This window comes from Streptomyces sp. NPDC059169, from assembly GCF_042755225.1.
In the GTDB taxonomy this organism is placed as follows: Bacteria; Actinomycetota; Actinomycetes; order Streptomycetales; family Streptomycetaceae; genus Streptomyces.
The window spans coordinates 446,613-458,489 of record NZ_JBHZCF010000005.1 but is presented as its reverse complement, the minus strand read 5'-3'; the positions used below and the strand labels follow the sequence as shown (position 1 = coordinate 458,489).

Below are 11,877 nucleotides of genomic sequence, written 5' to 3'. Positions count from 1 at the left end.
GGTCACCCCCCGGCGGACAGCCCGGTCCGTGGTGCGGTCACGAGGTGGGCGCCGACGCGCTTGACCATCAGGGTCATCTCGTACGCGACCTGGCCCACGTCGGAGTCGGCGTCGGACAGCACGGCGAGGCAACTGCCGTCGCCGGCTGCGGTCACGAAGAGGAACGCGTCGTCGAGTTCGACCACGGTCTGGCGGACGCGTCCGGCGTCGAAGTGGCGGCCCACTCCCTTGGCGAGGCTGTGGAAGCCGGAAGCGACGGCGGCGAGGTGCTCGCCGTCCTCCCGCGTGAGGTCCTTGGACGTACCGGTCGCCAGCCCGTCGCTGGAGAGCACGAGGGCCTTGCGGATGGAGCCGACCCTCTGGACCAGTTCATCGAGCAGCCAGTTGAGCTCGCTGCGGGTCGTATCGGGTGCTGCGGCGTTCGGTGCGGTCATCGACCGTCCCCCTCCGGTGTCGTTCTTGGTGCTGTTTCGCCGGGGCCGGTGGTGTCCTCGGCGTTCTGGCGACGTCCGCGCTGCCAGCCGCGTTGCAGCGAGGCCATGCGGTCGCGTACTTCTTCCGCGTCACGTTCGACGTCCTCGAGTCCGAGGGCGTCCGGGCCGCGCGTTCCCCCGGCGTCCCGGGTGGCGCGCAACTGCGGGGCGAGGTTGGCCTGGCGGACCCGGCGGGGCAGTCCGCCGAGGGGGGTCGCGGCGGGCGCGTCCCCCTGGGCCGGATCGGTCCCCGCCGGGTCGGGGCCGGGGCCCGCGGGTGTCTCTGCCGCGGGTGACGGGGGGCTCTTGAGGGGCCTGAGGCCGGACGGCTCGTGGGGGTCACGGTCGGCAGTCGGGTGGGAACGGCCCGGCTCGTCGAGGCGGCGACCACGGTCCGCGACCAGGGTCGGCGGCCTGCGCCGTGGCAACGGCACGGGCTCCGTCGGCCGGGATCCGTCCTTCCGCACCCTTTCCGGCGGCCTCCCCGCCGTCTGGTCGGGGGCCTGCTGGTGCTGCTCCTCCGCGGGCGGGCGCCGGAAGTCGCGGGCGCGGAAGATTCCCCCGCGCTCGCTCTCGGTGTCCTCGACGTCCGCGAGGGTGTTGATGGGGTCGGTGGTGTCGATGTCGCCGAGGACCGGACGTTCTGCGAAGCCCAGTGTGCCGACGGGCGCCTCCAGCTCGACGGGCCCGTCGAGCACCGAGCGGCCGGGCCCCGCGGGCGCCCGGGAGAGCGCGGTGAGCCTGCTTCCCCCGGCGCGGTAACGCTCCCGGTCGGCCCCGCGGCTGGTGCGGTCGAGACGGAATCCGGTGCCCTCGGTCTCCGGCGCGTCGGTGAGCAGCGCGGCCGGGATGAACACCACCGCGGTGGTCCCGCCGTAGGGCGAGGGCTGTAGCGAGACACGGACGTTCTGCCGCTGGGCGAGCCTGCTGACGACGAAGAGCCCGAGCCGGTCGGTGTCGGAGAGCTCGAACTCGGGCGTCTCGGCGAGGCGGAGGTTGGCGTCGAGCATGGCTTCGGGGGTCATGCCGAGGCCGCGGTCGTGGATCTCCAGGGTGAAGCCGTTCGCGACCTGCTCGCCGTGCACCTGGACAGCGGTGTGCGGCGGCGAGAACACCGTGGCGTTCTCCAGCAGTTCGGCGATCAGGTGGGTCAGGTCGGCGACGGCCGGGCCCCGCACGCCGACCCGGAGGAGGCGCCGCACCTCGATGCGTTCGTAGTCCTCGACCTCGGCTACCGCGGCGCGTACGACGTCCATGAGCTGGATCGGCTTGCGCCACTGGCGGGAGGGGGCCGCTCCGGAGAGGATCACGAGCCCCTCCGCGTGGCGGCGCATGCGGGTCGTGAGGTGGTCGAGACGGAAGAGGTCCGCGAGTTCCTCGGCGTCCTCCGTGCGCCGCTCCATGGTGTCGAGCAGGGTGAGTTGGCGGTGCAGCAGCACCTGGTTGCGGCGGGCGAGGTTGACGAAGACCTCGGAGACGCCGCGCCGCATGTCCGCCTGTTTCACCGCGGCTTCGACAGCGGCGCGCTGGAGGGTGTTGAGCGCTTGACCGACCTGCCCGATCTCGTCCTTCTCGTATTCCAGGTGCGGTGCCTCGGTCTCGACGTCCACGTGCTCGCCGGCGGCGAGTCTCCGCATCACGCTGGGCAGCCGGACGCCGGAGACCTCGTGGGCCTCCTTGCGCAGCCGGGAGAGGTCACGCGCCAGTTCACGCCCGATGCGCACGGAGACGACGACGGACACGAGGAGTGCGAGGAAGCCCAGGACACCGGCGATTCCCGCCTTGACGAGGACGCTGTACGCGGCGGGCTTCACACGGTCCTGGTAGCGGGTCCCGGCGTCGGAGGCCTCTCGGACGAGGGAGTCCAGTACGGGGGTGGCCAATTGCTGCCACCGCTCGGCGGAGACGGCGCGCGCCTGCTTGGTGGGGCCGGCGGCGATGAGCTTCGCCTCGGCCTCGCGCAGCGGCTGGCCGTTCGGGCTGTTCCAGAACTGCTCGAGGTTCTCGCGCTCGATGGAGGGCAGGACCTCCAGGTTGACCTCGTAGAGGAGCTTGCGGTTCGCCGCGAGGTCGGAGACCGTCCGGATCTCCTCGGCGGTCACCCGGCGGGTGATGAGCGACGAGGTGACGAGGGCGTCCTCGCGTGAGAGCAGCTCGCGGGCGCGGGCCACGCCGACGAGCGCCCTTCCCTGCTTGTCCAGTTCGACGTTCTCCAGGGCGTGCAGGGACGTGAGGAAGGTGAAGCAGGGATCGATCAGCCGGTTGTAGGACTCGAGTGCCTGCGCGCGGGTGATCGCGCTCTGTTCCACGTTGCGGCGCAGCGAGGCGAGCCCGTCGAGCGCGCCGACGAGTCGGGTGAGCCGGCGTGAGGCGTCGGAGCTGAGTGACTCGCGCACGGCGGAGTCGCCGGCCCGCGTCCGGATTTCGGCCACGGTCCTGTCGGTGGTCGCGCGCTGGTTCCGCAATGCGGTGAGCGAGTCGGCGGCCCGGGGGTCCGCGAGATAGACGAGGGCTTGTCGCCGCTCCTTCTGGACGACCCGGACGGTGTCCTCGACGGGCCCTCCGACCTTCTGGACCGCGTAGCGGACATCCAGCAGGTGCTTGGCCTCGCGGCCGGTGAGCACGGTGGCGAAGCCCCACAGCGCGGTGAGGGACACGAGCGGCACGAGCAGCAACGCCACGATCTTCCTGCGGATGGACTTCCCGCGAAAGCGCATGGCCTCCCCCAGCTCGGCCCCGCGGGTCCGCGGGGGGTGATGGTCCGCTTGCGTGTGCCCTGTCGTACGTGCTGCGCCAACAAACGGCGTGAGCCTACTACTGACACGGTGACAACTCGAAGGCGCGTCCGGACGAATTTCGGCCGCAGGGGAGTGCGTTGAACAGGAGTTGTCCTGGTATTCAGTGAGATGCCCCTCCACCTTGTGGCTGAGGACACCTGGCAGGACGGGTCACACGCCCCTCCTGGGACGAATGGCCGGAATGGTGTGTTCCATGGGAATCTTCCCGCTCCTCCGTTCGTCCTGGTGTACGGGGCGACGCGCTGCGACAGGTGAGGCGCGTGGGAACGCCTCGGCGTAAATGAACGGACGCCGGGCAACCACCCTGAAGAGGCGACCGTGGTGGGGAGTGAGTACGGAGCATGGAGACGGCGGACGAGACGGGAGTGCGTCGGCGACTGTGGGTCGAGGAGCCGGTCGCACGTCGGCGGATGCCGGATCCGGTGCGCACGGCAGCCGTGCGCGCCGTGATCGTGTCGTCAGTGACGCTGATACAGGCCATGGTGGCGTTCTTCTGCACACTGACGGGGTCGTGGCTGGCGTTCCCCATGGTCCTGAGCAGTGTGGGCAGCACGGTCCTGGCGACCTGGGCGGTGCTCGACGTCTGGGTCACCCGTCAGGTGTGGAACCAGCGCCACGGTGTGGTGTCGATGCCGAGCAGCACGGCACGTCAACTGCGCCGTGAGCGACGGCAGGCGAGGCGGCTGGCTCGAGCACAGTCCCGTGAGGACGCACGGATACGGAAGCGGGGCCCGGGAGGCCGGCTCTCGGAGGCGTGACGCCCCGTGGCACCCGGGCCCCCGTCACGAGCGGTCGGTCTGCCGCGGTGAGGGCCTTGCGGCGACGGCGGCTACGCCCCGTCGCCCGGGTGCTGCTCCCCGACTGTCGCCCGTTCAGCGGACGGTGCACCCGGGGCGGCTGATCCGCCGGCCACCGCGGGGGGCTCCGCCTGGCGGCGGAACATCCGCGTCGCGGTGATCTCTCCGTGAACCGTCTCGCCTTCGGCGCGCTGTTGCGGCAGACCGGGCCTCAGATGCTCCTCGACACTGATGTACTTGAGTCCTGCACGCAGGTCCGCATCGTTGCGGAGCCTGATGACCAGCGGGAATTCCGCGAGTGCCGTGGTGTCGAACAGACCGGTGGTGTAGAGCAGTTGGACGCCGAGGGCGTCGGACACCGCACGCTGCAGCTCCAGCAGGTACGTGGCGTTGGCACGGCCGATCGGGTTGTCCAGGAAGAGGGTGCCGGCGTGCCGGTGCTTGTCACGGCCACGGTCGTTGCTGCGCAGTGCCGCCATGGTGCAGTAGAGCGCGATGGCTGCCGTGAGCAGCTGCCCGCCGGAGAAGACGTCTCCCATCTGCCCCACGGGCACGCGCTCGGCCCGCAGCACCGCGTCCGGTTTGAGGATCTCGACGGCGACGCCCTTCGGCTGGAGCGCGGCCTGTACGCCGCGCAGCAGCAGGGACATGCCGTCTCGGCGGAGATCGGAGTTCTTCTTCAGGGCAGCCCTGGTCGCCTCGTCGACGACCTCGCCGAGCCGCTCGATCAGGGTCGCCTGGTCCGGCTCCTCGAAACGGATGCGCAGGAACTCCTGCCCGGACCACTCGCCCAGGCCCTCGGGCAGCCGGGAGAGCCGCTGGGCCGAGCGGAGCGTGGTGAGCGATGACTCCACCAGGCCGCGCAGCCGGTCCACGATGGAGTCGCGGTTCCGCTCCAACTGGGCCAGCTCGTCCGTGAGTACGCGCAGCCGGGGGGCGAACGCCTCCGCCCACTTCGCTGCGTGCTCGGGCAGCGCGGCTGCGGGCAGTTCGCGGATCTGCTGGCGCGCGGGCGTGCGCACCGCTTCGTAGCGCGTGGAGTTGGCGTGGCGCACGAGAACGTCACTCGCCTCACGGACGGCGGACTCGGCGGCGGACAGGTCGGCCGCACAGCCCCGCAGCGAGCGCCTGGCCTCGGCCGCGGACGTACGGGCCTCCTCCAGGCTGGCCGGGTAGGGTTCCGGCTCCTCCCCCTCGTCTTCGGCGTGGTCCCGCAGCAGGTCGCGCAGGAGCGAGGCCGTCTCGTCGAAACCGCCAGCGGCGTCCTCGGCGGCCCGGTGGGCGTGCAGCAGCTCGGCGTGGGTGGCGCGGGCCGACTCCAGCAACCCCGTGCGGGCGGCGAGTTCACCGGTGGCCGTACGCAGCAGCGCCTGGGCCTGCTCGACGTCGGAGGGGACCATGTCCTCGGGCAGCTCGGTGTGCGCCTCGCCGTCCATCGGGGCCAGCCGCTCGGCGTCGCCGCGCAGTCGGCCGAGCTTCTCGCTCGCCTCGGAGGCTCGGGACTCCAACATCTGGACGAGTGACTCGGCGCGTGCGGCGGCGGCCTGACGGGACGGGCCGTCCGCGCCGTCGGTGCCCTCCAGCAACTGGGCGGCGCGGGTGCGGACCTTGTTGGTCAACCGGTCGAGTTCGGCCAGCGCCGCGCTCTCGTCGCTCTCTGCGCGGGCCTGTTCCGCCCTGAGGTCCGCCCCCACCCCGACCTTCTCGTACAACTGCGACGCGGCCCGGTACGCCTCGCGCAAGGTCGGAAGTGCCACGCGCGGCGCGTCCGGATCTGCCTCGGGCAGTTGTTCGGGGGCACCGGCGATCTCTGCGCGCTCGGCGCGCAGCGCGCGGGCGGTGCGGCGGGCATCGTCGGCGGCGCGCTGGGCGGCACGCCGGTCCTCGTCCGCGGCACGGGCACGCTCCAGGCAGGTCGCTGCGCGGGCATCGGACTCGGCCGTCTCGTCGGCGAGTTCGCGGAGCGTGGCCTGCCATCCCGCACGCTCGCGAAGCCGGTGCGCCAGGCCGGCGAGTACATCGGCGGCGCGGCGGGCGCGCTGTGCGGCCTCCTGCCGCTCGTCCCGCACGCGCGCGGCGTCGGTGGCGGCCTCTTCCGCCTCGGCACGCACGGCGCGGGCCTCGGCGAGGGCCGCCTCGGCAGCCTCGGCGGCCGCCACGGCGGCCCGTGCGGCGTCCGCGAGCTCGTCGAGCATCCCGGGCGGGCAGTCGGTGCGCCAGGAGCCGAGACGGGCCGCCAGCCCGCGGTCGCCCGCGAGACGGGCGGCCAACGCCCTGATCCCCTCGTCCCGGGCGGCCGCCCGGGCACGCAGCGTCTGGCGCTCCTCGTCCGCCGCGTGCTCGTCGTGCATCGCGGGGTTCGGCGGCACGAGGAACACCTCGCCGCCACCCTCCGTGCCCGGGCCGGGCACGGGGGCGAGCAACGCGGCAGCCGTCCCCACCGCGACGGCCGAGCGAGGCAGCAGGGCGGCACCCGCCAGGGCGTCGCGCGCGCGGGCGTAGGAGACCGGGTCGGTGATCACGATGCCGTCGACCAGCTCGGGGCGGGCGGCGAGCACGGCGGCGTGGTCGGCGGGGTCGACGGACTGGGCGAGGTAGCGCCAGCCGGGCAGTGCGGGGATGCCGTGCTCACCGAGGTACTCGACGGTCGCGAGGACGTCGGGTCCCGGTGGCAGCAGCCCGCCGTCGCCGAGGGCACCGAGGATGCGGGCGTCATCGGCGGCAGCCGTCCTGAGGTCGAACAGCTGTCGCTCCGCCGCGGTCACGCCGTGGTCGAGCAACTCCAGCAGCTCGTCCGCGTACCGATCCAGCTGCTCCGCCGTGAGCGGTCCTTCGCCGGGCCGGGCGGGGGTGCGGCGCGTTTCGTCCGCGTGCCCGGCCGCGCCCGCTCCCGCCGCGCGCCGTTCCGAGGGTGGCGAGTCGTCCGCCGCGGCTGCCTCCGCAGTGCCGGCGGGTGCCGAATCGTCGCCCCGCGCTCCGGGCGCTCGATCTTCGGCGCTGGCACCGGGGTCCGGGTGGACCTGGCCGGGCACGGCCACGGGGCCGGGCGTCCCGCGACGCTGGCCGGGCACGCCGCGACCGCCACCGGACGCCGCGGGCAGGCTGAGCAGCTCGGCGAGCCGTTCGTCCTCGGCGAGGGAAGCGGCGGCCAGACGCTCGGCCTCGTACGCGTGCTCCGCGGCCTGGGCGGCGTCCGCGGCGCGCGCCGCGGCGAGTTCGGCCCGGGACTCGGCGGCCGCGGCCTCGCGGGCCCGGTCCCCTGTCGTGCGGGCGGCGTCGCGCGCGGCGTCCCACGCGGCGACCGCGGACTTCTCGGCATCACTGGCGGCAAGGGCCGCCCTCGCCGGGTCTGCGTCGGGCGCGGAGTCGTCGAGCCAGCCCGCACGAACCGCTTCCGCGGTTTCCTGCTCGACCTCCGCCAGGCGCTGGCGCAGATGTCCGGCCTCGCTGCGGGCCCGCTGGGCGTCGGTGGCCGCGGCCGTGGCGTCGCGGTGGGCGGACTCGCCTGCTTCCTGGAGGCCGGCGGAGCGCTCTTCCTCCTCGTTGGCGAGGCGCTCGCCGTCCTCGGCCGCCGCGTGCAGGGCCCGCACCAGGTCGGCTGCGGCCGTGGCACGCGCGGCCAGAGCGGGGGCGGCGTCCCTCTCTGCCTCACGGATGGCGGCGGCGACCCGTGCCGAGCGGTCCGCGGCGGCGCGGTGCCTGAGTACCGCTTCCGCAGCCTGCCAGGCGGAGTACAAGGTGCGGGCTTCGGTCAGCTCGCGGCGCTGTGCGGCGGCGCTCTTTTCCGCGCCGGCCAGGGCCAGCGACGCGTGCCGGTAGGCCAGTTCGGCCGCGATGAGCGAGCCGCGGCTGCGAGAGCCTTCCGCTTCGGTGACGGTGTGCGCGGCGGTGGTGACCTGCTGCGCGAGCTCGGCGGCACGGCCCCGCTCCTCCCGGGCACGCGCGGACAGCCGGTGGGCCAGCGTACGGGTACGGCGCTCGGCCCCGGCATGGACGTCGCGAGCCCGGGCTCGTGTGCCCGCGGCTTCCACGATGCGGCCGAGCAGGTCGACCGAGCCCGCCGTGAAGTCGCGCTCGGCGGTGAGCTCGGACCGGCGGCCCAGCTTGTTCCCGAAGCCGCTGACGAGGTCGGCGAGTCCGTCCGTGTCGCGGGTGTCCGTGACGGCGCGCAGCAGCAGATCGGTGAAGTCGGAGTCCTTCTTGACCGCGAAGAGGCCCGCGGCCTCACCCTCGTCCGCGTTCATCTCCCGCTGGTAGCGGAAGAGTTCCGGGTCGAGTCCGAGGTCACCGAGGTGCTCGTTCCAGCGGTCGTGGATCTCCTCCCAGTGGACGTCGAGGTGGGGGTACGCCTTGCCGGCCTCCGTGATCGCGTCGCGGAAGCCCTTCATCGTGCGGCGGCGGCCCTGGGCGCCGGACGCTCCCTCGACGGACGCGCGCACGGCGGTCGACTCGGCGACCGGCAGGGAGTCGAGGCTCAGCCCGGGCCCGGGCCGGAACGAGTACCAGGCCTCGGCGAACTTCCGGGGGTCGTTGGACACCTGGCGGCCGCGCCACTCGCTGACCTTGCCGACGACGACCAGTTCGCCCGTGAGGGTGTGCTGCCACTCCAGGGCCACGTGCCCGCAGTCCTCGGCGAGCAGGAACTTGCGCAGCACACCGGAACTGGCGCCTCCCAGGGTGTTGCGGTGGCCTGGCAGCATCACGGAGAAGATCAACTTGAGCAGTACCGACTTGCCGCCGCCGTTCTCCAGGAAGAGCACCCCGGCGGGTGCGGGCCGGCGCGGCGGTCCGACGGGCTCTTCCTCGAAGAACTCGGCCTGTGTGGGGGCCGGGTGGGGCACCGGCTCGCCCACTCCCCGCAGGTCCAGCACAGTGTCGGCGTAGCGCGCACCGGCGGGCCCGATGGAGTAGAGGCGGACCCGGGACAGCTCGTACATGGCGGCGGACTTTCGTCGTGGCTCGGAGGATCAGGCGTGGAAGGGCAGGCCGGCCTCGGCGGCCAGCTCCAGGTCGTCGGCGTCCGGCGGGGGCACCAGCGTCGCGCCGCCGTCGGTGACGGGGACGATTCCGAGCTCCAGCAGCTCGGCCATGGCCGCGCCCGACGCCATGTCACGGACCTGCAGTTGGTAGCGGGCGGTGGTGCGGTAGGCACCGCCGGCGTCGTCCCCGGTGCGTTGCAGGAAGCCGGAGTCGGTGAGGAAGGCGACGGCCTTGCCGACGATGCCGGTGGTGGAACCCGCGAGACGCCGGGCGTCCTTGGTGGCGCCGGTGGCGCTGCGACGGGCGTAGATCCGCCAGGCGGCTTCCAGACCGGGGGCGTCGGATGCCGGGTCGGTGTTCTCCCCCTGTTCCTCGGCCCGCTCTTCGAGGCGCCGACAGGCTTGGCGGACGAAGGCGTCGACGCCGTTGACCGTGATCCGGCCGATGTAGCCGTCGTCGGCGAGGTCTTCCGGGCGGGGGAACGCCATGGCGGCGACGGCGAGGTGGGCGAGACCGTGCAGGAAGCGGTCGACGGAGTCCGCCGAGGCGCGGCGTGCGTAGTCGCCCATGCGCACGGCGAAGACCGAGTCCTCACCGGCGGTCACGGCCATGCCGGCGCGCGGCGACACCTCCAGGACCACGAGGCCGAGGCCGGTGGCGACGGCGTCGGCGAGCCTCGCGAAGCCGGGCTCCTCCCGGTAGCGCCGCAGGAGGTCGGCGTACTCGACGTCCCTCGCGGGCACCAGCTTGGGCTGCAGACCGAAGGAGACGAGCCGTGCGGCGTCGGCGGTGTCCGCGGGCGTGACCCCGGTGGAGGAGGCGGAGATCGGTCCCGACGGCGGCCCGAGCGGCACGTCCGGGTCACGCCACGGCCCGGCGTGCTCTGGGTGCTGATCGCTCACTGCTGCTGCTCCTCGCGGTGGTTCACGTCGGGTGCGGAATCGGATCGGGCGGTCGCCGGCTCGGGTGCTGCCCCGGCGCCGGGCGGGACGGGGCACCCGGCCGGGCAGGGGCCGAACGGCGCGGGTCCGGGAAGCGCCGGGTCGGGCCGGGGCGCCGGGCGGCGGACGTTCCCGCCGCGGGCCGACGGCGCGGAACGGGCCCGGTGCCGGGGCCGCTCGGCGGCCGTGGCGCAGGGCTGGTGCCGGGACGCACTCCGCCCCGCTGCGTCGGGCGCCGTTGCCGGATGCGGCACGCCGCGGAGGGCGCGGTCGACCGGCGGCGCTGCGGGCAGGGTCTTCATGCCGCCTCCGTGCGGTCCGCCGCCATGCCCGCCGCGTCCAGCAGGGCCGTCCCGACGATCAGGTCGGCTCCGCCGAACTCGGGGTCGTCCAGCTGGGTTCCGTCGTCGACGGCGAACAGCAGGCGCTGTTCGCCCTGGCGGTAGGCCGTGCCGACCGGGGGGCTCGCCGCGTGGACGGCGAGGAGGGCGACGAGGTAGGGCAGGTCCGGATCCCGGCGCCGGGCGTCGGCGAGGAGTCCGGACAGACGCCGTGGTGCGTCGTGCTCGAGGTCGAGCAGTTCCATGGCACTCGCCAGCTGCTCCTCGCTGAAGCGGCTGTCGTCCGGGGTCGCGATGAGGTCGGGTTCGGGCATCTCCGCACCCAGGTGGTCCCGCTCGACCGGGGGCGTGAGCAGCATGTCCACGAGGTCACCGACCCGGACCGACGTGGGGGTGCGCAGTCCGGTGCCGCGGGCGAAGAAGGCGTCGGTGACGCGGATCGCCTGCTCGACGCAGAGCGGCAGCAGCGGTGCGACGAGGTGGCCGTACAGGTCGATGCCGGAACGGGCGGCGGGCGCGGCGAACGCCTGGCGGTCCTGCTCGGCGCGGAAGAGCGGGCCTGCTTCCAGCAACCGGGACTGGAGCTGGGTGTGCCGGCGGATGCAGTCCTTGACGATGTCGACGAGCTCCGCGGCACGGCGCTTGTGCTCCGGGTCCTCCGCTTCGTCGCGCGCCTTGCGGATGTTCGTCAGGATCGCGTTCTCGTGGCGGTAGCGGTCGGCGACGTGGTCCAGCGCTTCGGCGATCATGTCGGGCACGGCCTGGAGCCAGTCGACGGCGCGCACGTTGCGCCGGGTCGCTTCGAGCGTCTTGCGCAGGGTCTCCGCGTACTGCACGGTCCGGTAGCGGGCCTGCTCGGCGGCGAGCTGGGCATCGGCGAGCCGGCCTCGGCTGATGAGGATCTCCAGCTTCACCTCGGCGGCGATCTGGGCGCTGGTGACGTCGGTGTCGAGGGCGCCGACGAGGACGTTGACCGCCTCGTCCGTCGTCCTGAGGTACACGGTGCCGCCGTAGCCGGGGACCTCCTCGATGAGCTTGAAGTCGTAGTCCCGGCGGACGTACGCGCCGTCCGGACCGAAAGTGCCGTACACCGCGCGGAAGCCGCGGTCGACACTGCCGACGTTGATCAAGTTCTCGAGGACCCAGCGGGCGACGCGCTCGTGCTCGGAAGCCGGGCGCTTCGGCGCCTGCGCGGCGATGCGCGGCAGCAATTTGGCCACTATCTGGTCGTGGTCGGCGCCCGTGTCGAAGTCCATGTGCAGCGTGACGAGATCGATCGCGGCGAGGGCGACCTCGGCCATCGCGTAGATCGAGTACTCCCCGGCCAGATTCGCCTTGCGGGTGTCCAGGTCGTGGAGCGGCGCGGTGCACGCGAGCGCACGGAGCCTACGCGCGAGCCCCTCGTCGGCGGCCGGGCCCTGGGCGGGGCGCGGCCCCGCTGTGAGCTGGGGCGGAACGGATTCCGTCGAGGCAGGCGAAGTCACGGTGCACAGACTAGGTCCTCTCACTGACACCGGTCGAAACGGCGCAGAAACCCCGGCGTCGTC

At 73.4% G+C, this 11,877-nt stretch carries 6 protein-coding genes; 1 reads left to right on the top strand and 5 read right to left on the bottom strand.

The window, feature by feature from the left end:
* Positions 1-2: 2 nt before the first annotated feature.
* Both ACFXOM_RS12745 and ACFXOM_RS12740 read right to left on the bottom strand, forming a co-directional pair.
* A complete protein-coding gene (locus ACFXOM_RS12745) occupies positions 3-434 on the bottom strand; it encodes a roadblock/LC7 domain-containing protein (protein WP_384942754.1) in 432 nt (143 codons plus the stop codon).
* Positions 431-3,190, bottom strand: a complete 2,760-nt coding sequence (locus tag ACFXOM_RS12740; RefSeq protein ID WP_384942756.1) for a nitrate- and nitrite sensing domain-containing protein — start codon at positions 3,188-3,190, stop codon at positions 431-433. Before ACFXOM_RS12740 ends, ACFXOM_RS12745 begins: the two co-directional genes overlap by 4 nt.
* A gap of 422 nt (positions 3,191-3,612) precedes the next feature.
* Here ACFXOM_RS12740 and ACFXOM_RS12735 point away from each other — a divergent pair, with 422 nt between their 5' ends.
* The gene (locus ACFXOM_RS12735) at positions 3,613-4,029 is read left to right on the top strand and encodes a hypothetical protein (RefSeq protein WP_384942757.1); all 417 of its coding nucleotides are present in this window, start codon (positions 3,613-3,615) and stop codon (positions 4,027-4,029) included.
* 71 nt (positions 4,030-4,100) lie between these two features.
* Here ACFXOM_RS12735 and ACFXOM_RS12730 read toward each other — a convergent pair whose 3' ends face one another.
* From ACFXOM_RS12730 to ACFXOM_RS12720, 3 genes are all read right to left on the bottom strand, one after another.
* Entirely contained in the window at positions 4,101-9,005 is a 4,905-nt protein-coding gene (locus ACFXOM_RS12730; RefSeq protein WP_384949103.1) for a hypothetical protein, read from the bottom strand.
* A gap of 30 nt (positions 9,006-9,035) precedes the next feature.
* Positions 9,036-9,950 carry a hypothetical protein gene (locus tag ACFXOM_RS12725; protein WP_384949100.1) on the bottom strand — a complete coding sequence of 305 codons (915 nt, stop codon included), beginning with the start codon at positions 9,948-9,950 and terminating at the stop codon, positions 9,036-9,038.
* Between the two features lie 337 nt (positions 9,951-10,287).
* Positions 10,288-11,814, bottom strand: a complete 1,527-nt coding sequence (locus tag ACFXOM_RS12720) for a hypothetical protein (protein ID WP_384942765.1) — start codon at positions 11,812-11,814, stop codon at positions 10,288-10,290.
* Positions 11,815-11,877 lie beyond the last annotated feature (63 nt).

What these genes read in the sequence shown, in the direction of transcription:
- ACFXOM_RS12745 (WP_384942754.1), bottom strand. Translation starts at nt 434, where the DNA reads ATGACCGCACCGAACGCCGCAGCACCCGATACGACCCGCAGCGAGCTC.
- ACFXOM_RS12740 (WP_384942756.1), bottom strand. Translation starts at nt 3,190, where the DNA reads ATGCGCTTTCGCGGGAAGTCCATCCGCAGGAAGATCGTGGCGTTGCTG.
- ACFXOM_RS12735 (WP_384942757.1), top strand. Translation starts at nt 3,613, where the DNA reads ATGGAGACGGCGGACGAGACGGGAGTGCGTCGGCGACTGTGGGTCGAG.
- ACFXOM_RS12730 (WP_384949103.1), bottom strand. Translation starts at nt 9,005, where the DNA reads ATGTACGAGCTGTCCCGGGTCCGCCTCTACTCCATCGGGCCCGCCGGT.